Raw genomic sequence first — 24789 nt, forward strand, 5'->3', positions numbered from 1 at the left:
TTCAATTCTTTTTTATTCACCACCCGTCAAACAACAATTAATTATTGTTTTTACTCAATAATTATTGTGGGAGTAGCTATGGCGCTTCGGCATTTTCTAACTTTACGTGACCTATCTTCTTTAGAACTGCAACGCATTTTAGATCGCGCACAAGAACTTAAACGCATGCAGCATAGCAATACGTTGTATCAACCATTTGCTGGTAAAGTTTTGGGAATGATTTTTGAGAAATCGAGCACGCGTACCCGCATTTCTTTTGAAGCAGGTATTTGCCAGTTCGGTGGCAGTGCGATCTTCCTTTCCCCGCGCGATACACAACTTGGTCGTGGTGAACCCATCGAAGATTCTGCTCGTGTTATCTCAAGTATGCTTGACATCGTCATGATTCGCACATTTGGTCATGATATTGTTGAACGCTTTGCATCCTATTCAAAAGTACCTGTGATCAATGGTCTCACTGATGACCATCATCCTTGTCAACTCCTTGCCGACCTGCAAACGTTCCAAGAGCATCGTGGCAGTATTGAAGGCAAAACTGTCGCTTGGATCGGTGATGGCAACAATATGTGTAACTCATATGTTGAAGCTGCACATATGATGGGCTTTAAACTCAAAATCGCCTCTCCTGAAGGCTATGAGCCAAAACCAGAATTCCTAGCTGAGTTTGCAGATTGTGTGGAAGTCTTTAACAAAGCAGAAGATGCTGCTGTAAATGCCGACCTGATTGTCACCGACGTATGGGCAAGCATGGGACAGGAAGAAGAACAAAAGCTTCGTGAAAAAGCATTTGCAGATTTCCAAGTCAATGAACAATTGATGGATCTCGCTCATCCTGATTGTTTATTTATGCATTGTTTGCCAGCACATCGTGGTGAAGAGATTTCTGAAAACATGTTAGATCACAAAAATGCGGTCGTTTGGGATGAAGCAGAAAACCGCTTACATGCACAGAAAGCATTGATGGAATTTTTACTCAATGAGAATATGAAAAAAGATTAAGCTTGTATTCGCGCTTACTTTGATCCTATAAACAGCATCCTCGTGGTGCTGTTTTTATTTATACGCTTAAATTGAACACTCCAACAAAAACACTTATAGTAGTTTATCGACACGATTAAATGCTTGCGATAGCGTACATGATGACTTCATTAGAACAAACACTCACACAAATTCCTAGTTTTTCCTTAGTGCATGAACACCTCTTTACTTCAGCTCAACCTTCTACTGAAGAGTTGCAACTAATTAAAGAGTATGGATGCAGCACTGTCATCAATATCGCAACGAGTAAATCTGAAAATCATTTAGTTAAACAAGATCAAATTTGTTTAGACCTAGGTCTTAACTATATTCACATTCCTATTGATTGGGATGTACCTTGCTCAGAACAATGCCTACTTGTTTTAGATTTAATCGATCATCTTGTTCAGAATGAAGTGGTTTGGCTGCATTGTGCCAAGAATATGCGTGTGAGTAGCTTGATGTATCTCTATCGTCAATTTTATATGAATATTGATCTACCGACCGCGCAAGCGCTGTTACATGAAATCTGGGAACCTAATGAAACATGGACGGGTCTCATTCATAGTATTGCTCTACAACTACAAGGTCGTAAAGCAACACAAGAACTCCAACAATCCATGATCAATGCAGATCATTTTGCTTGATGTGAAAGTAGTACAACTGCACTCGCCAAAATACCTTCCTGACGGCCAGTAAAACCTAGTTTTTCAGTGGTCGTCGCTTTAATACTAATCTGCGTAATATCCACATCTAATACATCAGCAATACTTTGACGCATTTCTAAATTATGTGGTGCTAGTTTTGGTCGTTCACATGCAACGGTAATATCAGCGTTATTTAAATGATAACCACGATCTAAGATCAATTGATAAACATGCTTTAGTAGAATACGACTATCTGCACCTTTATATTCGGGATCTGTGTCTGGAAAATGCTGACCGATATCCCCTAAGGCAAGTGCCCCTAACAAAGCATCACACAACGCATGTAGGATTACATCACCATCAGAATGTGCCTTTAAACCATGTGTATGCGGTATTTTAATGCCTGCCAAAGTAACATACTGCCCGTCGTCAAAAGCATGTACATCAATGCCTTGACCAATTCGAATCTGAGCAACCATATGATTTTCCTTTTAGAATATACTGAACTAATCTTGAATTCAGGCTTTCTATTTCGCTATAGTACAGTGAGCAAATTAGACTGAAAGTATAAGTGATTATGCTGTTGAACACTGTAAGAAATCAATTAAAGAAAACGGGCTGTATCATCACATTGAGTTGTTTATGCTCAACATTTGCGTTTGCTAAAGCAATTGACTGCTCTAATCATCGTGCCGACTTTCTGAATGTATGTTCTAAGCAATACGAAGAACAAAGATTTAAGCTGAATGATAAATTTTTAACAGCTTATTTAGTAACGGATGCACCTGTGCAACTTTTGCATGCAACCCAAGAAATGTGGTTGCGTCAGCTACAACAGTGCAAATCTAAAACGTGTTACTTACAACAGTTTGATGCTCGCATGGATGACTTGAACTTTTACACATCAATAAATCAAACACTTACACAACATTATCTAAAATATGAACACGGCGCTCTAGCTAAGCAACCTGTGCACATCCAAATCCACCAACTCGATAAAGACCGCCTTAAAATCGAAGGAACTGCCTATCGCAGCCCAAACAATCGATTAGAATCGCAAACGATGTCTCTACTGGCGTATAGTACATCCGATCAAAAAAACCAAATTATCGACAATGAGAAAAAATGTCAGTATCAGTTTGACTTTCAACGTGCCTTATTAGTGGTCAGATCAGAACAAAAAGGTTGCGAACGCTTTACAGGTATTTATCGTTTGTATGATTGATATATATACAATTCGGACAATGTTAAAACAAAGAATAACTGTTCGGCTTTCCTTGCCCGTCATGAGGAAATATAAGAATCGGAGTTAAAACTATGCTGATTCTAACGACTGCCACAACTGGAGGCGGTAAAGAGGATAATATTATCCTTCCCATTCTTGAGAATTTAGAACTATTTATTAGAAATATAATTAAAGATAAAGACTATGGTGCAGATATAAATGACTGCATAATTTATATTTATGCCGTTTTCCCCAATATGGAAGAAAATATTAAATGGGGAATGCCAAAAAATAGAATAGAACGTAGAAAAGACTATTACAGTGAAAAAGGGTGGATAAAAACTATTGTTTTAGTCTTACTATTTGACCCAGATTGTGTTTCAAAGATGACACCAGAAGAATTCAGAGTCTCCTTATGTAATGCAATACTAGACAAACTTGAAAACCCTAACATTAAACTCCTTAAAACCTTTAATTACAAAGACTTTAAGGATGATTTTTCGAGAGAAATTATAAATTATCGAGATAATTTCCTCTCGATCTAATTCACTCAAGTAAAGCCGATGCATCCATCGGCTTTTTTTGAATTTTAGTTTGGAAACTTCCGTGAAATCTCTTCACTAATCAATACTGCTGTAGCAGCAGATAACGTCCATCCTAAATGACCATGCCCAGTATTATAGAATACGCGTGGCTGCTTTCCTTGTTTCACAACAGGCAACATATTCGGCATCATTGGACGCAAACCAGCCCAAGGCACAACATGTTCCGTCGAGATATCGAAGTTTTGATTTACCCAATTGATTAAAGGCTGAATCCGATCTGCACGAATATCACGATTGTATCCATTAAACTCAGCTGTGCCTGCAACACGGAATCGATCTGCGCCTAATCGCGAGGTGACGATTTTGGCACTCTCATCCAACAAACTTACCCAAGGGGCATTTTTGACACTTTGCTCATCTTTAAGTTGAACCGTGATCGAATAACCTTTCACAGGATAGACATTGACACTATCACCTAGCAGATCCGCCAATTGATAACTTCCCACGCCACCACACACCAAGACGAGATCAGCTTCAATTTCGGTATGGACATCCGATTCTGGATGCATATTTTCAGAACTGTTTTTACATTGAATAAGGACTTTGTCTTGCAAACATTTGACATCCACAACATCCAAACCAAAGCGATATTTAACTCCATATTCTTGTGTTTTTTCTGCCAAACCCACTGAATACTTATGAATATCACCTGTTGCGTCTCCAGCTGTGTAATATCCACCATAATAATCACCTGTCAAATTCGGCTCAATTGCCTTCATTTCCTCAGGTGTAATCGCATTCCGCTCTAACTTTCCTTCAACCAATACATCGTTGACCTTTTTCGCGATTTCAAAATCTTCTTTGGTATGATACATGTGCAAAATGCCACGTTTTTCCAAATCAAAAGAAATATTTTCTTTTTCTGCAATTTCAAATAAACGCTGCCTTGCCAATAAAGCTAGGCGTACGGTTTCAATGGTATTGGCTTTATAATCTTTGATATGAGTTAAAAACTCAATTAACCAACGATATTTGTGCAGACTGAATGATGGATTGAGCAATAATGGTGCATCTTTCTTGCTCATCCATTTGATACCCTTGAGCACCGTTGCCTTTTGATTCCAAACTTCAGCATTACACGCAGATAATTGCCCACCATTGGCGAAAGAGGTTTCCATTGCTGGAAATAGATGACGATCAATGACAGTGACTTGATAACCTAGCTTAATTAGTTCATAAGCAGACGTTACACCTGTAATCCCCGCACCAATGACAACAACATGTGGCATAGCAAACTCCTAGAAATGCAGAACATTCCTTAATGCATAGCCCCATCTGTCATGGTACCTGAGAGTTTCGGCAGATGATTACCAATTAATCATTAAGCCTTCCCCTTCGGTGAGTGTATATCGTAGATCAGATTTTATAAATTTCTACAAATTGAGCACTGCTCTCCAGATTGTATGTCTATTATTACAGTCCTTCTGCCTGAGAGTTTCCGGGGTCGTTGCTCCTTCGGCGAGTTCATTGAAGAACTTCTCTCCCGCAATAATATTTATATCCCTTCTAAGCAATATATATGCCGTTTGAAAAAAAATCTATAAGAAAATCTTGTAAAAGTTTGTAGGTGAAATAGTGACTTCTAAATCAAACACAAAAAAGCAGACCAATGGTCTGCTTTTAAAAGTTAAAACTTCGCTTGCAAAATTTGTTCAGAAAATTGTCCTTTCCAAAGCTCACGCAAGGTCGGCAGATAGAACTTTTCACCAATCATCACTAGCTCAGCATCAATGAGAGCATGAATTTCATGCATAAGAATATAATCTAAAGCAATCATAGATAGCTGTGGCTGAGATTGAGCAATGTATTTACGTCGAGCTTGAGCTTTTTTAACCAGTTCATTGGCAAAATTCTTATCTTTGTAGGTTGTGATTGCACTTAAACGCAACTCAATAATTCCCCAACCTTCTAGTAACTTTTTAAATACCTCAAAATCTTTAGATGTTGCTTCCCAAGTTACATTTTCTAGATTATTGTCATCAGGCAAGACGGGTAACAATAAATCAGCTGTGCTTGGAAAAATTTTCTTTAAATTCAATAAAAACTTAACAGGATTTTCATGTGATAGACCAGAATATTGAATGTGGGTTTGGGTATCTGTTAAGAAAATATTAAGCATAGTAAAACGTTGGTCTAGTCAATCAAAACGATATTGTACGCAGTTCACTTTATAAAAACCACTGATAAAAATAGCCTTTCCTCATGAGAAAAGGCTACTTTGCACCACGAGATACTATTTACTATTTGGCGACACCATATTTTCTGGTTTCACCACTTCATCAAATTGCGCCTCAGTTACTAAACCAAGTTCAACAGCGACCTGTTTTAAGGTTTTATTTTCTTTATAAGCTGTTTTCGCGACTTTTGCTGAATTCTCGTAACCAATAACAGGGTTTAAAGCGGTTACCAACATTAAAGAGTTATGAAGGAAATAATCTATCTTCTCTCGATTTGGCTCAATACCAATTGCACAATGATCATTAAAACTATTACAAGCATCACCAAGCAGCTGAATAGATTGCAATAAATTATACGCAATGACGGGCATAAACACATTTAACTCAAAATTGCCTGATGCTCCTGCCACATTGATTGTTGTATCATTCCCTAAGACCTGAGCCACAACCATCGTCATTGCTTCGCTTTGAGTTGGATTGACTTTTCCAGGCATGATACTTGAACCAGGTTCATTTTCTGGAATACGAATCTCGCCAAATCCGCAGCGTGGACCACTCGCTAGCCAGCGAATATCATTGGCAATTTTATTTAAACTTGCAGCTAATGTTTTCAAGGCGCCCGAAGCAAATACCGCAGCATCACGCCCAGCCAAAGCTTCAAACTTGTTTGGTGCAGTCACAAATGGTAAGCCAGTTAATTCAGCTAATTGCGCTGCTGCTTTGACTGCATAATCTGGATGTGCATTCAAGCCAGTGCCTACAGCTGTACCACCTAGAGGCAGTTCATATAAACCAGCAAGTGCTTGATGCAAACGCTTTAAGCCATGCTCTAATTGAGAAACATAGCCGCTAAACTCTTGCCCTAAAGTTAAAGGTGTCGCATCTTGCAAGTGAGTCCGGCCAATCTTCACAATATCGTTAAATTCTTCAGATTTACGTTGTAGAGTCTGTTTTAATTGCTCAACAGCAGGAATTAATAACTCATTGATTTGCAGACTTGCTGCCACATGAATCGCTGTTGGAAACGAGTCATTGGTTGATTGAGCACGATTGACATGATCATTTGGATGTACTGGCTTCTGTGCACCGAGTGCTTGACCTAATTTTTGGTTCGCAATATTTGCAATGACTTCGTTACAGTTCATGTTACTTTGCGTACCAGAACCTGTTTGCCAAACGACTAAAGGAAATTGAGAATCCCAATCTCCGGCAATTACTTCTTCCGCGGCATTAACAATATATTGGCTTAAATCTTCTGGGAGTTGTTTTAATTCTGTATTGGTGATAGCTGCGGCTTTTTTTACTAACCCCATTGCTCGAATCATCGCGCGTGGTAAACGCTCCTGACCTATTTTGAAGTTCTGTAAACTTCGTTGCGTTTGCGCACCCCACAAGGCTTCATTGGGAACTTCAATTTCACCCATCGTATCGTGTTCAATTCGCATTTGCATAAAACAACCTCTGCTCTATTTGGTTAAAGTTCTCACGGGCTGAAGCAAATAGATGCTTTGGCTAGCGAAATCAGAATCAATCCATGACGGATTTTTGATTAGCTTGACCATTATCGTAGAACAATCAAAATATGTAAATAAGAATCATTATCTAGTTTCCTTTTAGCGTATTGAGATAAAAACGCCACTCATCCTCTAACATTTGGGTCAAAGACCGCTTTGGTTCCCAATTGAGGACCTGCTTCGCCTTCTCAATATTTGCACCTAATCTTGCTAGCTCTTGATGTTGATAAACCGCAGGCTGAACACGTATCTCAGCTTGTGTAACTTTCGCAATTTCATCTAATAAGGTTTGGATCGAAGTCAATTGTTTATGTGCAAGGTTAAATGCTTCTAAGCAGCTATTTTGTGTTTCTAACCAATTCATCGTCATCATTACAGCTTCACAAACATCTAATACATGCAAGAAACTGCGCTCGACAGTTCCATCATCGGTTTCTGCTTGATTCTGTAGATCGATACATTCTCTTTGCATCGCTGCAACTTGTAATGCTAAAGGGACAATGTTTTTAGGTAATTGAACGACATACTCACCGAGTACTCCATGTTCAAATGCACCTACAATATTGGATAAACGTAGGTTTACGATTTTCCATTCATGGTCAACTTTATAAGTATCCGCAATAATATCTTCTACGATTTGCTGAGAACGGATATAAGGGTTCGGATAACTGTAATTAAACGCAGTCTCCTCCGAAAGCAATGCATCAGACTGCCCATATACTGCAATACTTGACAAGTTCACGAGTTGTCGAACACCCATACGCTGCATCGCTCTGAGTAAACTCATAATACAACTTACATTATCATTATAATATTCAAGCGGTTTTAAGGTAGATTCTTCAAGTGATTTAAAGCTAGCAGTATGTATGACGGTATCGATGGAATATTGTTCAAACACTTTATTGAGCGCTGGCGTATTTCTGACATCTAATTTTGCAAATGGGATATACATCCCTGAAATATATTCAAGTCGTTCCAAGGTTTGTAACGTTGAATTCGCTAAATTATCGACAATAACAATCTCTTTTCCATGAGCCAGCAAACTCAAAGCAATATGTGAACCGATAAAGCCTAAACCACCTGTCACCAAAATCATTGTATAATTACCTTCTTTTTTAATTATGTCCGCATCATTCGCCTACATGACCGTGAATATTCAATGAGTACATTACTGCTAATTACCTCCGCACCAACTTCTGTCATGGCTTGGCATGCATTTGGTCTGGCACAAGCATTACACAATATGCGTGAAGAATTTCGTGTCTTCTTTTACCAAGATGGAGTTCAAGTTGCGAATGATTTACAGTGGTTTCCTGATGATCAGCGCAACCTAAAACAAGAATGGCAAAAGCTTGGCATTCGACTCCCTGTCTGTGTCAGTGCTGCCCTTGCCCGGGGTATCACCGATGCGAGCAATGCACAACGCCATTCTCTCCAACACCACAACTTAGCCCATGGCTTTGAGCTTGTTGGTCTTGGCGAACTTGCTGATGCAGTGCAAGATTGTTCTCGCTTAATTCAATTTTAGTTTAAGTTCTTTAATAGAGTGTTGCTTTTAAAAGGTATATTGTGTGAAATCTGTACTCGTCATCCTAACGCAGCCCAATTTAACCAGTTTGCAAATCAACGAAAGTTTATCTGCAACTATGGTTTTAGCAACCTTTGGGATTTCTGTCAAAGTATTATTAAAAGATGCTGCACTCAGCTTACTCAATGATCAGCTTACTTTTGATTCTATTCAGCATGCCTTTAAAATTGCCTCAAATATGGTGGAAAGTTTCGAGTTTTATGATTTAACCCCCTTGTTCATCGAAACAAAAAATCAACAACTCGATATTGTTCAGAACTCAGAACAAGAGATTGAGTTTATTGAACTCAATCCCGAGCTCATCCAATCATTTGATCACGTACTGTATTGGTAAGGAGCCATAATGAAAGAAGCTACACTTTTTTTGATTCAAGCCCCTTATCTTCATATTGAAAAAATATGCAAAGACTTAACACAAATGGCTCAGGCAAATGATCATATCGTTATGATGAGTGATGCTGTATTGGGTATCAATCACATGATCATTGAGACGTACCCTAATATATATTGTTTAGAAAGTGACTCTGCTTTATTGAGTGATGACTTAAAAACACATGTAAAGTGCATTGATTACGCTCAATTTGCTCAGCTTGTATTACAGTTTAATCGCTGTATTAGCTTGAAATAACATCTTTCAATTTGAAATACACTTAGGCTATTTTATGCAATTAGATTTAGATCAAGACGGTCATTTAGTTGATTACACGATTTGGAATCATGATGTAGCGCAAGTATTAGCGCAGTCTCTAGATTTAGAATTAACTGAATGGCATTTCGAAGTACTTCAAGCGGTTCGTCAGTTCTATCAACAGTTCGGACATTCACCTGCAACTCGACCACTGATCAAGTTTTTAATGAAAACTGTCAGTCCAGAAATTAATAATGCTGTTTTACAACAAAGATTCAATACAGGTTTAGTCGCTCGTCATCTGAGCCGTTTGGCTGGCGTTCCTAAACCTGCAAATTGTTTATAATTTTCTTAAGCAAATTTTTTAGCACAAGCAACACAGGCAATCACAGCAACCGTAACTGCAAACATCGTTATACTGACATGTTCATGTAATAAAACAGCTGCGATTGCCAATCCGAATAGCGGTTGCAATAACTGTAACTGCCCCACTGCAGCAATCCCTCCTTGAGCTAAGCCTTTATACCAAAAGAAAAAACCAATCAACATACTAAATATTGAGACATAAATTAGACCTAACTTTGCTGACCATGAAATATCAGCAAAACTGTTTGGCATATATAACCATGAGATCCATAGCATTACAGGTAGAGTTAAAAGTAGTGCCCAACAGATTACTTGCCAGCCGCCTAAATGCTTTGAAAGCCGTCCCCCTTCAGCATAGCCAAAGCCACAAAGTAAAATCGCCAACACCATGTAAAAGTCACCATAATGAAATAACCAACTCTTGGTTTGAACTAACATATAGCCAAAGACTAAAGCGGCCCCCAAAATTGCAAAAAACCAAAATTTTTGGCTCGGTTTTTCTCCCCCCCTCACCACACCAAAAATAGCGGTCGCTAATGGCAATAACCCAATGAAAACAATGCTATGTGCTGCACTCACATATTGCAAAGCGAGTGCTGTAAAAAGTGGAAAGCCGACAACGACACCGATCGCAACATAAAACAATGGTAGCCAATCTACTCGTTTTGGTAACTGCTGCTGCAACAACACCAATAACAGCACTGCAAAAAGACCAGCAATTGCAGCCCTTGCAGCAGTTAAGAAAGTAGGACTAAATTCAAGTACAGCAACACGTGTGGCCGGCAAAGAGCCAGCAAAAATTATGACCCCGACAAGTCCATTTACCCATCCATTATTGAAATATTTCATTTAAACTCTCCACATCTATATGAAGAATTTAAACTGTGTTATGGTAAATTCACCATACACAATCCAGTACAATTTCAAATAACTGTACTGTATATATTAACAATACAGTTTAAGATGATCACAATGAAAACCACAAAAATAGATTTTGTTATACAACATATCCATGAACAAATTAAAACTCGTTCACTCACCCCAGGTTCACGGCTATCTTCGGTTCGCGGCTTAGCCAAGCAACTCAATTTATCTGTCTCTACGATCGTAGAAGCCTATGAGCGCCTTGCATCACAAGGTCTAATCGAGTCTAAGACAGGGTCTGGTTTTTTTGTATCTGGACCAATTCCGCCTCTATCTATCTCTCAGATTCATCCCAAAATTGATCGGAACATAGATCCTTTATGGATTTCAAGACAGTCTTTAGAAGCCAAGCCCGATATGTTTAAGCCCGGCTGTGGTTGGTTACCTGATGACTGGATGCCACATGAAAACATCCGAAAAGCAATTCGTAAAATTTCTAAAGTTGAATCAAAAATTTTAACTGATTATTCATCACCACTTGGTTCTCCTGCCTTACGTGAGCTATTAGCGCGTAAAATTCTAGGTAAAGGAATCGAAGCAACACCTAACCAAATCTTATTAACAGACTCGGGTACACAAGCTATTGATTTAATTTGTCGATATTTTTTAAAGCCAAATGATGTCGTGCTGGTAGATGATCCTTGTTATTTTAATTTTCATGCGTTACTCAAGGTTCACCAAATTCGAATTATTGGCATTCCTTATACACCTACGGGTCCAGATTTAAATGCTTTTTCAAAAGCAATCACACAACATAATCCACGGTTATATATAACCAATTCTGGTATTCATAACCCTACAGGTGCAAGACTAACAGCATCTACAGCCTATCAATTATTGCAATTGGCTGAACAATCCAACCTGATTGTAATCGAAGATGATATTTTTGCAGATTTAGAATTAGATCCAGCACCTAGGCTGGCAGCACTAGATGGCCTTTCAAAGGTGATTCATATTGGTAGTTTTTCTAAAACGTTGTCAGGTTCTGTACGTACGGGCTATATCGCAACAAAATCTCAATGGATAGAAGATCTCACAGATATAAAAATTGCGACTGGTTTTGGTGGTAGCCATCTATCCGCTGAAATCTTATACGCTGCTTTAACCGACGGAACTTACCGCAAACATTTAGATGAATTAAAAACACGTTTAGCAAAATCAATGGACTTTACGATTAAACAATTAGAAAAGTTGAAGATTAGACCTTGGATAAAGCCTCAAGCAGGTATTTTCTTATGGTGTGAATTAGCTAAGAATTTAGATACTGCACGTATTGCCCAAACGTGTCTCGAAAATAATGTCATTTTAGCGCCGGGAAATGCGTTTAGCCAAAGTCAAAATTATAAAAACTTTATCCGCTTCAATGTCGCTCAATGTTCCGACCAAAAAGTTTTTGAAGTTCTATCTCACGCGATTCAACAGGAAATAGAACTACAAAAAAACTAAATCATGCACTTTTTTGTTCAATATAAGCAAAATAGCCAGGACCAGCACTTGCACGTACTTCTTTTGCCTTGATCGGTTCATTACATTCTGAACAAACCATTTTAGGGGTCATTTTATTTCCGCAGGTTTTATGTGTAAATTCAATGGGTTTACCTAAACCCATATCCATCCACTTATCTGCCCATTGGGTCATTGAAAGAATAATAGGATATAAATCCAACCCCTTCTCGGTTAATTTATACTCAAAGCGCTCCTGTCGTTCTACGTATGGAACTTTGACAAGAATATCATGCTCAACCAAACGCTTTAGCCGTTCGGAAAGAACATGTCTGGTTAAACCCAGACTACGTTGGAAATCATCAAAACGACGGACGCCCATAAAAGCATTACGCAAAATAAGCATCGTCCAACGATCTCCAAGAATCGAAAGTGTTCTAGCCACAGAACATGGCTGGTCACCAATTTCTTCCCATTTCATTATTATCACCCAATCTTTTTAAACAGATATCGCAGCGATACCTTGAACCGTTATGCTTACAAAATAAGCAAGATATAGTATATACACTAAATCACCTTTCACATCAGTGCAATATCGGAACTTGGTAAAACTCAGGATAATTTTAATTTATTCAAAATTTAATTTTGAATAAATAGACCTGACAACTGTTGACCTGCTTCTAGTTGAATATTGGATGGAACGCGCACCAGACAATTCGCTTGCATCAAGTTACTGAGCATATGAGATTGTTGTTTGGCCAAACTTTGAAGTTTAAGCTGCCCATTTTCAAAATAAGCATGCATTCTCAAGAAACGCTCTCGTGCATCAGGTTTTAGTGCATGGGTTAGCGTTGCACTAAACCACTGTAAGGTTTGTGTTTGGCTTTGCAGGGCATCAAGCAACGCTTTTCCATAAATCTGCATAGCAACATAAACAGCCGCAGGATTTCCCGGCAACCCTAATAAATAACAATGATGAAGACCATCAGCTTGTGTATATTCAGCAAAAAAAAGTGGTTTACCCGGTTTTTGCTTCACTTTCCAAAAAACCTGTTGAAATCCTGTCTCAAAAGCACAAGGACGAACAAAGTCATAATCACCAACAGAAACACCTCCTGTCGTAATGATTACATCATATTTTTGTTTAAGTTGCTCAAAACATGCACTGACTTGCTCTGCAGTATCGGCAATATGTATGATTTCAACATCCTGCCCATAATCTTTGAACCAAGCCTTTAGAAGTGGGCCATTCGCATCAAAAACTTTGCCACTTTGCAAATCCTCAGGCGTTTTAGCAACCTCATCCCCCGTAATCACCACAGCGACTTTTGGCTTGCAGAAGACGTCTAAACTTTGTACTCCTGCCATACTCAAAGCAGCGAGTGTACCAATATTGATTTTTTGTCCAACATCTGCCAATTGTTGTCCTTGTTGGACTTCCTCACCCGTAAATCGAATATCGGCATGTGGTTTAATATGTTCACTTAAACGAATTTGATCAGCGCTTTCAAGGATCACGATTTCTTGGCGAGCGACATGGGTCGTTCCCTCAGGTATTTTCCCACCTGTAAAAATCCGAATCGCGTGGTTTTGCTGCAAAGGTAACTCGGAAACAGTACCTGCTTTGATTTCCCCATTCAGCTTGAAGCTAGCATTTTGAAGATCATCAAGCGAGCAGTTAATTGCATAACCATCAACTGCACTTTGAGAGAAGCTCGGTAAGTTAACCTCAGAATACACCGCCTTTGCCAGATAACGATTTAAACTGTCTCCTAAAGCCAGCGTCTCTGCTGTTAGAGTTTTAGGTTGGGTTTGAATCAAAGTTAATGCTTCATCAATACTGATTAAACCTTTTTCAGCGCCGCATCCAGACATTATTCATAGCCTCCCGGATGAGGCAGATCACGGCATACATCAAAGATATGCACCAAAGCAGGCAGTATTGCAGCCATTGATTCAGTTGCACCACCACGGCTACCCGGCAAAGTCACAACCAATGAACGATCAATAAAGCCTGCTACACCACGAGACATCGCTGCATAAGGTGTACGTCTTTGACCAAATGCTCGAGAAGCTTCCATTAAACCATCTAATTTACGTTCCAATAGCGGCTCCAACGTATCGACAGTAATGTCACGCTTCCCGATTCCTGTACCACCAACAGTCATAATGCACGCATAAGATTTGGTCAGTTCTAACACTAGATCCTTTAACTGATCAGATTCATCAGGCAAAATCTGATAATGAATTGGATCAAATCCAGCTTCAGTTAGTGTATCAACTACAGATTTTCCAGCGGTATCAGGCTTGCGACCAGCGGCCACAGTATCTGAAAGAACAATCACAGCAGCAGAGACTGGCTGACGTAAGGTACGTTTGAAATGTGATTTTCCGCCTTTTTTCTTGAGTAATTTACATTGGTCTAAACACAGCTCATCTGGTTCACAATGTGGCTTTAACATATCGTAAATCGTTAAGCCTGCTAAACTTGCAGCAGTTAAAGCTTCCATTTCAACACCAGTTGGTCCAATCGTTTCAACCGTCGTTAAAATCACAACATGATCTTCGTGTAAATCATATTCCACATCGGCACGATAGATCGGTAATGGATGGCAAAGTGGAATCAGCTCATCGGTACGTTTTGCTGCCAAAATACCCGCAATCCGTGCAGTTTTTAAAGCATCACCTTTTTCTGTGTTTCCATCTCGAAGTAACTGAATACAATGTGGTGGTGCATGTAAAATCGCTTGTGCTTCTGCAACACGATAACTTTCAGGTTTCATCCCAACATTTTTCATCTTAACTTCCTAAAACCTTATTCGTGTGTATGCTCATGTGCGCAATGTTGATGGTTATGTTCATGTCTATGTTTTTCTGGAGTAGTCGTATCAGGGCTATCTTTACGAATACAACACCCTTCAACATATTGGCTCGTTCCATCCATAAAAAACTCTTCTTTCCAGATCGGGACTTCGTGCTTGACACGCTCTACGGCTTCTTCACACGCCTGAAATGCCTCACGACGATGTGCAGCATAAGCAATCGCGATAATCGCAGTATCACTCACATCTAAATAACCAATACGATGCATCACGCGCACATAAGAAACTTGATATTTATCTTTGATTTCCTGTTCGATTTCACGAATCATTTTTTCAGCGACAGGCGTATAAGAGGTGTATTTAAGTGCTTTTACTGCTTTACCTTCATGATGGTTACGTACTGTCCCAATGAAAATATCGATGCCACCACATTCTGGGAAATCTTGGATTGGATCAAAACTGTCTAAGCTTAAAACCTGATCTTGGACTCTAGCAAACTCACGCATTTTATCCTCCCGCAACTGGTGATAACAGCACCAAAGTACATGATGAATCTAAGATCGTTTGACGAGTCACAATATCCTCACCAATCGCACAGGCACATTTTTCCATCGCATTACTCGATTCTGGATAAAGGGTTACAATCTGTTGTAATACATCTTTGACTAATTGGTGATGAGCAAACTCAAAACTAAGTGCTTTTGGCAAAAGTCTTTCTATCGCTCCAAAAGCTTCAATTTTCACTTCAATGGTTTGCATTTCCTCTCCACACCATTTTATTAAATTAACCACCCAACATGTGCATACTGATTTTACGCACTTGTTGATGTTGAATTGCATGATAGCCTTGAGCTTTTTGCCAGATATAAGGTTTCACCTGCATATCTAGTTGATCAAAATCAGATAATTGTTGTGTTTTTTGCGCTCGGAGTATCTTTAATAAGTACGGTTTGATATTCAAACCTTGTTGGGCAAATAGACAATTATAGAGTTCACCTTGTGCAGTTAAACGAATTCGATCGCATTCCCCACAAAAAGAGTGAGTAATCGTAGAAATGATACCAATGCGATAATTACCATCCAGTTGATATTGTCTCGCTGGCTCATGCTGTTGCGGAATCAGCTGAATTTCATAATGTGCTGCAAGCTGTTCTAAAATTTCTGCTTCGCTCACCACTGCCTGTTGTGACCAATGCTGATCACCATCTAACGGCATAAACTCAATAAATCGTAGTGGAATATCTTGCTGTTTAGCCCATTTGACCATCGGTACAATTTGATCATCATTTTGACCTTTCATTAACACACAGTTTATTTTAAATGGCAGTTGGGCTTGCTTAGCCGCTTCTATACCTGCCAAAACAGGTGCTAACTCTTTTTTAGTCAGCGACTTAAATTGGGTTGGATCCAAGCTATCAAGACTGATATTTAAATCATCTAATCCCGCATTTTTCAATTGTTGTGCATATTTGGCGAGATAGTGTGCATTGGTAGTAATCGAAATACGTTTTAGTCCTTCTGCACGTAAAGCCTGTAACTCAGCTATAAAATGAACTACGCCCTGACGCATGAGTGGTTCACCACCCGTAATACGAATATTTTCAATTCCTTGACTGACCATATATTGGCAAAATACAAACAATGCTTCAAAGCTCAATAAATCTTGCTTTTTCATCCATTCAGGATGCTCGGGCATACAATACACACATTTAAAATTGCAACGATCCGTCACCGAAATACGTAACTTACGCTTAATACGAGCATACTGATCTTGCAAGATCGGTAAATTCGTTTCAGGTATTTCATACTTCATCATATGCACTCATATTGTGAATTTTCCCATCATGTTCAGCACAAGTTGTGTGCTTATCTATTTTCTTGAACATATGAGAATTTTAGCTAAGCAATTATTATTCCAATTCCTAAAACTCATTCAACTATATGCTCTATCTTTGGTTGAATGAACTTATCATTTTAATCCTAGAACAAAATCTGATGATTTATAGGAGATTATCGTTAAACGAGATTGCACTATTTCAAAACACATATCAATTTAAACGCAATAAAATAGTGCAAATCAACTCAATCCATCCACTATGCCGCAGGTTTCTCTAGTCGCACAGGCACATATTTATGATATGGGGTTTTCGACAAAGGATCGCAATGCTTTAATGAAGTTAATCGGTTTAATTCAGGTCCAATCGCCTGACCTCCGCTATAACGTAAACCATAACCATGCGGCAGCGAAACGACCCCTTTTCGCATTCCCTCATCAATCTCGACAACCACTGTGATCCGACCATGTTCTGAAATACACTGTAATGAGTGACCTGTCTCTACACCAAAATGAATTGCATCTTCAGGATTCATTCTCAATCGACCTTCCGCATCAACCTTACGCCATGCTGGATCACGATAGATTTGGTTTGCATTATAGCTACGGCGTTCACCCGCCAATAAAACAAATGGAAACTGCTCACTTGTACCTTGAGTTTGTTGATTCAGTTGTACTAATTCAATCAACATTTCAGGGATTGCTAGATGAATCTTTTTATCTTTATAAGCAACTAAATCCCAGACATCATCATAGTTGTGTTGAGAGAGAATCACGCCTGAACGTTTTTGCAATATCGCTTGGAATAAGTTTACACCTAGTGTTAAACGATTCCCTTTATAACCCGCTTGTTTGACAGCTTTATAGTGTTGTGCAGAATACTGCATGCACAAAGGCAATAATAAAGCCGTTGATGCGGCGTCATTTGGTAGTGTCTGCCCAAGTGTTCGATAAACAATAGATGCCGCAAATGGGACTAACTTTTTATTTTTCACAAAACTGGCAGCAAGTGCAGCAAAATAACCTAGATATGCTGTTTTAGCGGAATCCTTTTGCGCAATCTTATTCAGTAGAGGAAACTGTTTTGAAATAGCACCCATTGCTTCAAGTAGGCGAGTATAGATTTCCGATTCAGGCAGCGTATTGCCTTGAGCTTTAAAAAGCGGATGACGTAAATGGAAACCATTTTGTGGGAATTCCAAATTAAAGCCCGTAAATTCCCACTTTTCAAATTGACTATGCGCTGGCAATACATAATGGGCTAATCGCGCTGTTTCTGTCATTGCAACATCAACCACAACTAGCAACTCCAATGACTGGAATGCTTTTTCATAAGCTGTGGTATCTGGATAGGTGAGCAATGGATTGCAACTATCTACAAAGACTGCACGTACTCGCTTCTCGCCTGCTTTTAGAATTTCGTCAGGTAAAATATTTGGTGGAAAGAAACCTGATATTGGGAACATCTTATGATGAACCGTACGACGATATTTAGGATTACGCTCATCAGTATTGGTCAAGATCGGAATAAACATGGTGTGTAAGTTATTCGTTCCCTGTTTACCAAAATGTCCTGCAAGCAAATAAAGTAGTTTTTCCAAATATCCGTTTAAGGTGGTGTTTAAAGTATGCTGAATACCTAAATCAATCCGAACACAACCACGCTTAGCTTTGGCAAAATCCCGTACAATTTGATAAATCAGCTCTACAGAGACATCTGCCTTCTCAATATATTCTTCAATTGGTATTGTAGAAAATGCCTGTTTAACTCGCTCAAACCCATGCGTATGTTTTTGAATAAATGCTTGATCATACAAATCTTCGCGCAACATGATCGCAATCATTGCAGACATCAAATAGGAATCTGTACCTGGTTTTAATTGCACATGGATATCAGCTTGCTTAGCCGTTTCAGTAACACGCGGATCAAAAACCACCATTGTTCGGTTTGGATCTTTCTTGATATGTTTTAAAGTATCACGAGCATTTGGAATACCATGTGCTTGAAACGGATTGGTTCCAATAAATAAAACATAATCCGCATGTTCCACATCTTCGGTGGTATGACATGCTTGACTACCAAACAAACGTCCATTTACCCAGAAATCACCAGTTTTTTCTTGAGCAAGTGAGTTATAGGCATAAAAGCTTTTCATTGCATACAATAGTTGGCGACCATAAGCCGCTCCTAGATGATTGCCTTGCCCACCACCACCAACCGATGCAAATGCTGTTCCGCCATGTACATCACGAATTTTTACTAATTGATCTGCGATTTCTTGGATCGCTTGATCCCAAGAAATTTCTTGAAATGAACCATCAGCTTGTCGCTTCAAGGGATGAGTTAAACGATCTGCATGTTGTTGATAATGCTGTAAACGTGCTGCTTTTTGACAAATGTAACCTTGTGAAAACGGATGCTGATCATCACCTTTAATTTTCTTAAATTGATTGTTTTCAACTTCAACACTTAAACCACAGTTTCTCGAACATAAAATACAAGCAGTCACATCCTGTCTTGCTATCGTAGTCGACATTGGCATTTTATTCTCCCTATGATTTGCGATCTCATCCGCTAAAGGCCTTTTTGATTTTTAAAAGCAAACAAGGTTCAAACTACAAATGATGAAAAAGCACAACAAGCACTTATTTCGATTATTTTTCTGACTTTTTACTTATCCAAACATGATGTTCAATCTTAACAAATCATTTGGACAATGGATTAAAATCAATCAAGTTCCAAAATAGAACTTATTTAAGTAAAGATCAAGTACAATTATCCGAAATAAAATTAAGATTTAGTTATACAGAGTTTTTATAAATTAATAAGGTTGTTGATATAAAAATATAATTTTTATTGATCTAATCGCTGTAATACATGAATATCTAAAAAGAATGAAATTTCTTCAATTATTCCTCTCCATAATAGAAAGATCTTATGAGCAGCCCAATGAATTCAAACCAAATTGAAACCCTTGTTGCACAACATCCGATTGTCGATGATCTGATTCAACTTAAAGAAACAATTTGGTTGAATCCCCAAACCACCTCTTTAGCACAAGGTTTGCCCTTTGTAGGACTGACTCAACAAGATATTGATGATGCTCGTGATCGTTTAGCTCGCTTCGCTCCTTATCTGATGTCCGTATTTCCTGAAACTGAGATAAGTAAAGGAATGATTGAGTCTGAACTGGTTTCGATTCCAAAGATGCAACAAACACTTGAAGCTCATTTCAAAGTAGATATCACTGGAAAATTATGGCTAAAAAAAGACAGCCATTTGCCAATCTCAGGATCGATCAAAGCACGTGGCGGTATTTACGAGGTGCTCTATCAGGCTGAAAAACTTGCCCTTCAAGCAGGGTTATTAACAGTTGAAGATGATTATTCAAAATTAGACAGTCCTGAATTTAGAGATTTTTTTAGTCAATACAGTATTGCCGTTGGCTCTACAGGTAATTTAGGACTTTCGATTGGTATCATGAGTGCCAAACTTGGCTTCGATGTCACTGTGCATATGTCGGCAGATGCACGTCAGTGGAAAAAAGATAAATTAAGGTCACATGGTGTTACCGTTATTGAATACGCACAGGATTATGGTGTTGCAGTTGAAGAAGGTCGTAAAGCAGCATTAAAAAATCCAAATTGCTTTTTTATTGATGACGAAAATTCAAAAACTTTATTTTTAGGATATGCCGTTGCAGGTGAACGCTTAAAAACACAATTAGAATCTCAAAATATTACGGTTGATCAAGAGCATCCTTTATTTGTTTATTTGCCATGTGGCGTTGGTGGTGGCCCAGGCGGTGTCGCATTTGGTTTAAAAATGGCTTTGGGTGATCACGTACATTGTATATTTGCTGAACCAACTCACTCACCTTGCATGCTGCTAGGTGTAGCAACAGGCTTGCATGATCAAATCTCAGTACAAGACCTGGGCATTGATAACATTACCGCAGCAGATGGCTTAGCAGTAGGACGTGCATCTGGATTTGTGGGTCGAGCGATGCAGAGACTACTCGATGCTTTCTACACACTGGATGATCAAAGCATGTATAAATTATTGGGGCTACTCAATCAATCAGAAGATTTACAATTGGAACCATCTGCCTTGGCTGGAATGCTAGGCCCAATCTTAATCACCCAAAACCAAGCATATGCTGCTATGCACCATCTGACTGAACGACAAATGAATAATGCCAATCATATTGTTTGGGCGACTGGTGGTGGTATGGTTCCTGTGGAAGAAATGGAAATTTATCTGCAAAAATCCAAAATATAAACACTTATTTAAAATAATCACATGAAAGCTTTTCACTGATCAGTCTGTAGTAAACATCTGTTTAAAAGCTTTCATTTGCTTGTATTGTTGCAGCTCATCCAAAGAGTTGATGCTATGACAAAATAGACTTTGCTTTTGAAAGATAACGTGTTGAGCGTGTAGTTGCCTAAAAGTTTCTCTTAAACTTAATTTATTTGCAGCGAGCTGGTTTTCTAATATCGATAAACTCGCTCTTTTTAACAAGCAAAATGGATACAACGCATCGCCATTGATATTTACATACGCCACGGATGCTTGCGGATTTTTCTCTAAAGCACGATGCAGCTTTGCAAGCACTTGATTTGGGATATAAGTCACATCACAAGGAATAAATAATGCATATTCTGCTTGTACACGCGACCATGCACTTTTCATTCCCATCAACGGCCCTAAAAACCCTTGTTGATCATCAGAAAAACATTCAACAGTCGGCTCTATGCTTTTATAGATCGAGCTATCACGATGACTATTGACCCATATCTGCTGAACTTCCGCTTTAAAGCGCTGACAAATTTTTGACAATTGAATCTGATCATCAAACTGTTGCAATAGTTTGTTCATCCCATTCATTCGTCGTGCCTGTCCTCCCGCCAAGATCACGAGATCTGTAGCGGGAAAATCTGTATTCATGCTTCCGCCTCCAACTGGCAGGTTTTAATCAAACCTCTGATTTCAGGTAAACAAGAACCACAATTACCACCCGCTTTTAGACAAGCTGTCACTTGTTTTTCATGAGTAATATTCTGCGTTTTAATTGCTTCAATGATCTTATTTTTACCTACTTTAAAGCAGCTACAAACCAATGGTCCATCATTATTTGCGGCTGACATCGGCATACCAGCAAGCAGTGCTTTACGATGTAATGCACTTAAACGCTCACGTTTGAATAAACTCGCAACCCAATCACGGTCAGGCAACATATCCGATGGCGCAATATAAAGACTGGCAATCAAAATCCCATCTTTCAGAATGATGCTATGACTCATTTGTGCTGAAACATCTTCAATACTCAACCATTCATAGGTTTCATCTACAAAAGGCAAGAAACTTTTTAAATTCTTCTGAGTCTGATCAAAGTTGTGACGATCTGCAATTTCAAAACGAACTGCTTTGGCTATTTTAACTTTTGCCCACCATGCACATGTTTGCAATGAGGTTTTGATTTGTTGTTCAAACCCATCTCGGACATACAAAACACCTTGCCATGTCGTATGGAACGGCTGAATTGCGACAGGCGTATGTTTAAACTCAGGTTCACCTGATATTGCATCTACAACTGGATTAACCACTTTTCCGACACGGGCATCAGAGGCAACTTGCTCCGTCCAATGAATCGGTGCAAAAATTTGACCACGGCGAACGCCTTGAGCCAAAGTGACACGCAGAACACAACTGCCCCATTGTGACTTCACTTCAACCAATGCTTTATCACGAATACCAAATTTTAAAGCATCATTCGGGTGAATTTCACAAAATGGTTCAGCTCGGTGAGTGGTCAGATTTGCTGATAAACCTGTTCGCGTCATGGTGTGCCATTGATCACGAATACGTCCTGTATTCAACACCAATGGATAATCTTCAGAAACTGCATGAACTGGATCAATTGCCACTGTCGGGATCAATTTTGCTTTTTTGCTTTTATGGCTAAACAAGCCTTGATTAAACAACTGCTCAACCGCTGTACTTTGACCTTTTTCCCAAACGGGCCACTGGATCGGACGTAAATGATCATATTCATCCAAAGACAGATTCATTAGTCCTTTTAGATTGAAATAACGAAAGTTTTCCACTTGATCACGTTGATCCAAACTTGCATTTTGATGCGCAGATAACGCGGCATGTTCATTAAAAATGTCACATGCATGGTTAAAATCAAAACCAGAAAAACCTAATTTTTTCGCAACTTCAGCAACCGCCCACCAGTCTGCTTTTGCTTGCTTTGGTGCAGGTAGAAAAGTTCTTTGACGTGAAATACGGCGCTCTGAGTTGGTCACCGTGCCATCTTTTTCACCCCAACCTAACGCAGGAAGCAACACATCCGCATAAGCTGTGGTATCTGTATCAGCACAAATATCTGAAACCACAACAAACTCACATTTACTCAATGCACGTTTTACTTGATCCGCATCAGGTAAACTCACCACTGGATTGGTTGCCATAATCCATATGGCTTTAATTTTCCCAGATTCGACTGCTTGGAATAAGTCAACTGCTTTCAGTCCCGCTTGATTGGCAATCACAGGACTGTTCCAAAAGTTTTGTACAAGTGTTTGGTGTGATGGATTATCGATGTCCATATGTGCTGCCAACATATTGGCTAAGCCACCCACTTCACGACCACCCATGGCATTTGGTTGACCTGTCATTGAAAATGGTGCAGCACCTAATTTCCCAATTTTCCCTGTCAAAAGATGGCAATTGATAATGCTATTGGCTTTATTGACTCCTTGAGAAGATTGATTCACACCCATTGAAAATAAGCTCACGACTTTTTCAGTGGTGGCAAATTTTTCAAAAAAGAATTTTAATTTTTCTGCTGAAATACCTGTACGTTTCACGACTGAGTCAAAATCAGTTTCAGTCTGACTGGATTCTAATAATGCGTCTAGGCCTTCAGTATGTGTATCGACAAAATGTTGATCAATAAAGTTATTCTTATATAAGTACTGCAATAAACCATTAAACAGGGCGACATCTTGTCCAGGTAAAATTGGAAGATGTAAATCCGCTTGTTCACAAGTGCTGGTAAAACGTGGATCAACCACAACGACAAATAAATCTGGATTTTTACTTTTCGCCTGCATGATGCGTTGGTACAGTACAGGATGACACCATGCAGTATTAGAACCCACCAACACCACCATATCGGTAAATTCAAAGTCTTCGTAACTTGCTGGCACGATATCCTCACCAAAAGCACGCTTATGCGCTGCAACTGCTGAAGACATACACAGACGCGAATTGGTATCAATATTGGCTGTACCAAGATAACCTTTCACAAACTTATTGACGACGTAATAATCCTCAGTCAATAGCTGCCCTGATACATAAAATGCCACACTGTCACGACCGTATTGTTCAATACAAGTTTGAAATTGATCTGCGATTTTTTCTATGGCTGCATCCCATGTCGTTACCTTACGATGGCTCTTACGACCAAACATCGGATGCAAAACGCGAGTCTCTAATCCTAGAGTATCCGCTAAATTACTGCCTTTAATACAAAGGCGTCCAAAATTAGATGGATGATCCAAATCACCCGCTACTCGCACAGTTGTTCCTTGCGCTTTGTGATTTACCGTGACATCAACACCACATCCAACCCCACAATAGGGACACGTTGTTTTTGTAATGATTGTTTCTGCTTGATCGGAGCGACTGTGTTCTAAATTTTGAATACTGTTCATGACTGCCCCTTTTACCTAGTTAATCCGCTGAACTCTACACTTAACTAAAAAATCATTCTGAGTTCTTCCCCAGTTTTAGCTTAGATCACCATTCTAATACTGGAATTTTCTCCTCAAACACTACCGTGACAGGCGGCATGGATGCCGCCTTGTTGGGCTGCGGTAGCAAGGACGTACCGTCAGCTCAACAAAGGATTTTTGTTACTTTTCATCCCTGAAAAGTAAGGCAATGCATTTGCAAAAAACATCTGCTCCTACACAACATATGCGG

25 protein-coding genes and 2 riboswitches are annotated in these 24789 nt (G+C 39.1%); of the genes, 10 read left to right on the forward strand and 15 right to left on the reverse strand.

Annotated elements, in window-relative coordinates; translation table 11 throughout:
- The first annotated feature begins 78 nt into the window (after window positions 1–78).
- Window positions 79–999, forward strand: a complete 921-nt coding sequence (argF, locus tag DS737_RS08825) for an ornithine carbamoyltransferase (protein ID WP_005080892.1) — start codon at window positions 79–81, stop codon at window positions 997–999.
- A 140-nt stretch (window positions 1000–1139) separates the two neighbouring features.
- Window positions 1140–1664 carry a protein tyrosine phosphatase family protein gene (locus tag DS737_RS08830; protein WP_113997339.1) on the forward strand — a complete coding sequence of 175 codons (525 nt, stop codon included), beginning with the start codon at window positions 1140–1142 and terminating at the stop codon, window positions 1662–1664.
- On the opposite strand, the gene ispF is transcribed toward DS737_RS08830, so the two are convergent.
- Window positions 1652–2143 carry a 2-C-methyl-D-erythritol 2,4-cyclodiphosphate synthase gene (gene ispF, locus DS737_RS08835; protein WP_004638973.1) on the reverse strand — a complete coding sequence of 164 codons (492 nt, stop codon included), beginning with the start codon at window positions 2141–2143 and terminating at the stop codon, window positions 1652–1654. The two genes, DS737_RS08830 and ispF, sit on opposite strands and share 13 nt — an antisense overlap.
- A gap of 98 nt (window positions 2144–2241) precedes the next feature.
- Here ispF and DS737_RS08840 point away from each other — a divergent pair, with 98 nt between their 5' ends.
- Both DS737_RS08840 and DS737_RS08845 read left to right on the forward strand, forming a co-directional pair.
- A complete protein-coding gene (locus tag DS737_RS08840) occupies window positions 2242–2889 on the forward strand; it encodes an A1S_1983 family putative colistin resistance protein (protein ID WP_113997340.1) in 648 nt (215 codons plus the stop codon).
- A 92-nt stretch (window positions 2890–2981) separates the two neighbouring features.
- The gene (locus DS737_RS08845) at window positions 2982–3434 is read left to right on the forward strand and encodes a hypothetical protein (RefSeq protein WP_113997341.1); all 453 of its coding nucleotides are present in this window, start codon (window positions 2982–2984) and stop codon (window positions 3432–3434) included.
- Between the two features lie 44 nt (window positions 3435–3478).
- On the opposite strand, the gene DS737_RS08850 is transcribed toward DS737_RS08845, so the two are convergent.
- The 4 genes from DS737_RS08850 to DS737_RS08865 form a co-directional block, all read right to left on the reverse strand.
- On the reverse strand, window positions 3479–4723 hold the full coding sequence (locus tag DS737_RS08850) for a D-amino acid dehydrogenase (RefSeq protein WP_004638970.1): 1245 nt from the start codon (window positions 4721–4723) through the stop codon (window positions 3479–3481).
- A 36-nt stretch (window positions 4724–4759) separates the two neighbouring features.
- Window positions 4760–4899: riboswitch (glycine riboswitch) on the reverse strand.
- 1 nt (window position 4900) lies between these two features.
- A riboswitch (glycine riboswitch) is annotated at window positions 4901–4990 on the reverse strand.
- Between the two features lie 131 nt (window positions 4991–5121).
- Window positions 5122–5613: a hypothetical protein gene (locus tag DS737_RS08855; RefSeq protein WP_113997342.1), complete on the reverse strand. Its 492-nt coding sequence runs from the start codon at window positions 5611–5613 to the stop codon at window positions 5122–5124.
- 114 nt (window positions 5614–5727) lie between these two features.
- Window positions 5728–7122: a class II fumarate hydratase gene (gene fumC, locus DS737_RS08860; RefSeq protein WP_113997343.1), complete on the reverse strand. Its 1395-nt coding sequence runs from the start codon at window positions 7120–7122 to the stop codon at window positions 5728–5730.
- Between the two features lie 151 nt (window positions 7123–7273).
- Window positions 7274–8281, reverse strand: coding sequence for an SDR family NAD(P)-dependent oxidoreductase (locus DS737_RS08865; RefSeq protein WP_008941473.1), 1008 nt, complete (start codon window positions 8279–8281; stop codon window positions 7274–7276).
- Window positions 8282–8344: 63 nt separating this feature from the next.
- Here DS737_RS08865 and tusD point away from each other — a divergent pair, with 63 nt between their 5' ends.
- The 4 genes from tusD to DS737_RS08885 are packed head-to-tail and all read left to right on the forward strand — an operon-like array spanning window position 8345 to window position 9747.
- The gene (gene tusD, locus DS737_RS08870) at window positions 8345–8713 is read left to right on the forward strand and encodes a sulfurtransferase complex subunit TusD (protein ID WP_005080906.1); all 369 of its coding nucleotides are present in this window, start codon (window positions 8345–8347) and stop codon (window positions 8711–8713) included.
- A gap of 43 nt (window positions 8714–8756) precedes the next feature.
- Window positions 8757–9107 carry a hypothetical protein gene (locus DS737_RS08875; protein ID WP_075315538.1) on the forward strand — a complete coding sequence of 117 codons (351 nt, stop codon included), beginning with the start codon at window positions 8757–8759 and terminating at the stop codon, window positions 9105–9107.
- Between the two features lie 9 nt (window positions 9108–9116).
- Window positions 9117–9401, forward strand: a complete 285-nt coding sequence (locus DS737_RS08880) for a DsrH/TusB family sulfur metabolism protein (RefSeq protein ID WP_004638951.1) — start codon at window positions 9117–9119, stop codon at window positions 9399–9401.
- A 34-nt stretch (window positions 9402–9435) separates the two neighbouring features.
- On the forward strand, window positions 9436–9747 hold the full coding sequence (locus DS737_RS08885) for a TusE/DsrC/DsvC family sulfur relay protein (protein WP_004638950.1): 312 nt from the start codon (window positions 9436–9438) through the stop codon (window positions 9745–9747).
- A 5-nt stretch (window positions 9748–9752) separates the two neighbouring features.
- On the opposite strand, the gene DS737_RS08890 is transcribed toward DS737_RS08885, so the two are convergent.
- A complete protein-coding gene (locus tag DS737_RS08890) occupies window positions 9753–10616 on the reverse strand; it encodes a DMT family transporter (protein ID WP_113997344.1) in 864 nt (287 codons plus the stop codon).
- 123 nt (window positions 10617–10739) lie between these two features.
- On the opposite strand from DS737_RS08890, the gene DS737_RS08895 reads away from it, so the two are divergent.
- Complete coding sequence (locus tag DS737_RS08895; RefSeq protein ID WP_113997345.1) at window positions 10740–12137, forward strand: aminotransferase-like domain-containing protein; 1398 nt, start codon at window positions 10740–10742, stop codon at window positions 12135–12137.
- 1 nt (window position 12138) lies between these two features.
- Here the strand turns inward: DS737_RS08895 and DS737_RS08900 are convergent, their stop codons facing one another.
- The 7 genes from DS737_RS08900 to DS737_RS08930 form a co-directional block, all read right to left on the reverse strand.
- A complete protein-coding gene (locus DS737_RS08900; protein ID WP_113997346.1) occupies window positions 12139–12615 on the reverse strand; it encodes a winged helix-turn-helix transcriptional regulator in 477 nt (158 codons plus the stop codon).
- Between the two features lie 158 nt (window positions 12616–12773).
- Entirely contained in the window at window positions 12774–14009 is a 1236-nt protein-coding gene (locus tag DS737_RS08905) for a molybdopterin molybdotransferase MoeA (protein ID WP_100833686.1), read from the reverse strand.
- Window positions 14009–14932 carry a bifunctional molybdenum cofactor biosynthesis protein MoaC/MoaB gene (moaCB, locus tag DS737_RS08910; RefSeq protein WP_004638941.1) on the reverse strand — a complete coding sequence of 308 codons (924 nt, stop codon included), beginning with the start codon at window positions 14930–14932 and terminating at the stop codon, window positions 14009–14011. The genes DS737_RS08905 and moaCB overlap by 1 nt, the downstream gene beginning before the upstream one ends.
- Window positions 14933–14949: 17 nt before the next feature.
- A complete protein-coding gene (locus tag DS737_RS08915) occupies window positions 14950–15462 on the reverse strand; it encodes a molybdenum cofactor biosynthesis protein MoaE (protein WP_075315533.1) in 513 nt (170 codons plus the stop codon).
- Between the two features lies 1 nt (window position 15463).
- Entirely contained in the window at window positions 15464–15715 is a 252-nt protein-coding gene (locus DS737_RS08920; protein ID WP_113997347.1) for a MoaD/ThiS family protein, read from the reverse strand.
- A 25-nt stretch (window positions 15716–15740) separates the two neighbouring features.
- Window positions 15741–16772 (reverse strand): GTP 3',8-cyclase MoaA, encoded by a 1032-nt coding sequence (moaA, locus tag DS737_RS08925; protein ID WP_171287582.1) that lies wholly within the window; start codon window positions 16770–16772, stop codon window positions 15741–15743.
- Window positions 16773–17050: 278 nt separating this feature from the next.
- Complete coding sequence (locus tag DS737_RS08930) at window positions 17051–19333, reverse strand: molybdopterin-dependent oxidoreductase (RefSeq protein ID WP_113997349.1); 2283 nt, start codon at window positions 19331–19333, stop codon at window positions 17051–17053.
- 407 nt (window positions 19334–19740) lie between these two features.
- Here DS737_RS08930 and dsdA point away from each other — a divergent pair, with 407 nt between their 5' ends.
- Window positions 19741–21072, forward strand: coding sequence for a D-serine ammonia-lyase (dsdA, locus tag DS737_RS08935; protein WP_113997350.1), 1332 nt, complete (start codon window positions 19741–19743; stop codon window positions 21070–21072).
- 39 nt (window positions 21073–21111) lie between these two features.
- Here dsdA and mobA read toward each other — a convergent pair whose 3' ends face one another.
- Together mobA and DS737_RS08945 are read right to left on the reverse strand one after the other, a co-directional pair.
- Window positions 21112–21741: a molybdenum cofactor guanylyltransferase gene (gene mobA, locus DS737_RS08940; RefSeq protein ID WP_008941487.1), complete on the reverse strand. Its 630-nt coding sequence runs from the start codon at window positions 21739–21741 to the stop codon at window positions 21112–21114.
- Window positions 21738–24518 carry a nitrate reductase gene (locus DS737_RS08945; protein WP_113997351.1) on the reverse strand — a complete coding sequence of 927 codons (2781 nt, stop codon included), beginning with the start codon at window positions 24516–24518 and terminating at the stop codon, window positions 21738–21740. The genes mobA and DS737_RS08945 overlap by 4 nt, the downstream gene beginning before the upstream one ends.
- Window positions 24519–24789 lie beyond the last annotated feature (271 nt).

It is taken from the genome of Acinetobacter haemolyticus, from assembly GCF_003323815.1.
Taxonomy (GTDB): domain Bacteria; phylum Pseudomonadota; class Gammaproteobacteria; order Pseudomonadales; family Moraxellaceae; genus Acinetobacter; species Acinetobacter haemolyticus.

Excerpts from the sequence above, each read along its gene's own strand:
- dsdA (WP_113997350.1), top strand. The coding sequence starts at position 19,741 with ATGAATTCAAACCAAATTGAAACCCTTGTTGCACAACATCCGATTGTC.
- DS737_RS08900 (WP_113997346.1), bottom strand. The coding sequence starts at position 12,615 with ATGAAATGGGAAGAAATTGGTGACCAGCCATGTTCTGTGGCTAGAACA.
- DS737_RS08830 (WP_113997339.1), top strand. The coding sequence starts at position 1,140 with ATGACTTCATTAGAACAAACACTCACACAAATTCCTAGTTTTTCCTTA.
- DS737_RS08930 (WP_113997349.1), bottom strand. The coding sequence starts at position 19,333 with ATGCCAATGTCGACTACGATAGCAAGACAGGATGTGACTGCTTGTATT.
- DS737_RS08905 (WP_100833686.1), bottom strand. The coding sequence starts at position 14,009 with ATGTCTGGATGCGGCGCTGAAAAAGGTTTAATCAGTATTGATGAAGCA.
- DS737_RS08895 (WP_113997345.1), top strand. The coding sequence starts at position 10,740 with ATGAAAACCACAAAAATAGATTTTGTTATACAACATATCCATGAACAA.
- moaA (WP_171287582.1), bottom strand. The coding sequence starts at position 16,772 with ATGATGAAGTATGAAATACCTGAAACGAATTTACCGATCTTGCAAGAT.
- DS737_RS08845 (WP_113997341.1), top strand. The coding sequence starts at position 2,982 with ATGCTGATTCTAACGACTGCCACAACTGGAGGCGGTAAAGAGGATAAT.
- DS737_RS08865 (WP_008941473.1), bottom strand. The coding sequence starts at position 8,281 with ATGATTTTGGTGACAGGTGGTTTAGGCTTTATCGGTTCACATATTGCT.
- DS737_RS08855 (WP_113997342.1), bottom strand. The coding sequence starts at position 5,613 with ATGCTTAATATTTTCTTAACAGATACCCAAACCCACATTCAATATTCT.
- DS737_RS08885 (WP_004638950.1), top strand. The coding sequence starts at position 9,436 with ATGCAATTAGATTTAGATCAAGACGGTCATTTAGTTGATTACACGATT.
- tusD (WP_005080906.1), top strand. The coding sequence starts at position 8,345 with ATGAGTACATTACTGCTAATTACCTCCGCACCAACTTCTGTCATGGCT.
- DS737_RS08880 (WP_004638951.1), top strand. The coding sequence starts at position 9,117 with ATGAAAGAAGCTACACTTTTTTTGATTCAAGCCCCTTATCTTCATATT.
- DS737_RS08920 (WP_113997347.1), bottom strand. The coding sequence starts at position 15,715 with ATGCAAACCATTGAAGTGAAAATTGAAGCTTTTGGAGCGATAGAAAGA.
- DS737_RS08915 (WP_075315533.1), bottom strand. The coding sequence starts at position 15,462 with ATGCGTGAGTTTGCTAGAGTCCAAGATCAGGTTTTAAGCTTAGACAGT.
- argF (WP_005080892.1), top strand. The coding sequence starts at position 79 with ATGGCGCTTCGGCATTTTCTAACTTTACGTGACCTATCTTCTTTAGAA.
- mobA (WP_008941487.1), bottom strand. The coding sequence starts at position 21,741 with ATGAATACAGATTTTCCCGCTACAGATCTCGTGATCTTGGCGGGAGGA.
- moaCB (WP_004638941.1), bottom strand. The coding sequence starts at position 14,932 with ATGAAAAATGTTGGGATGAAACCTGAAAGTTATCGTGTTGCAGAAGCA.
- DS737_RS08850 (WP_004638970.1), bottom strand. The coding sequence starts at position 4,723 with ATGCCACATGTTGTTGTCATTGGTGCGGGGATTACAGGTGTAACGTCT.
- fumC (WP_113997343.1), bottom strand. The coding sequence starts at position 7,122 with ATGCAAATGCGAATTGAACACGATACGATGGGTGAAATTGAAGTTCCC.
- DS737_RS08945 (WP_113997351.1), bottom strand. The coding sequence starts at position 24,518 with ATGAACAGTATTCAAAATTTAGAACACAGTCGCTCCGATCAAGCAGAA.
- DS737_RS08890 (WP_113997344.1), bottom strand. The coding sequence starts at position 10,616 with ATGAAATATTTCAATAATGGATGGGTAAATGGACTTGTCGGGGTCATA.
- DS737_RS08840 (WP_113997340.1), top strand. The coding sequence starts at position 2,242 with ATGCTGTTGAACACTGTAAGAAATCAATTAAAGAAAACGGGCTGTATC.
- ispF (WP_004638973.1), bottom strand. The coding sequence starts at position 2,143 with ATGGTTGCTCAGATTCGAATTGGTCAAGGCATTGATGTACATGCTTTT.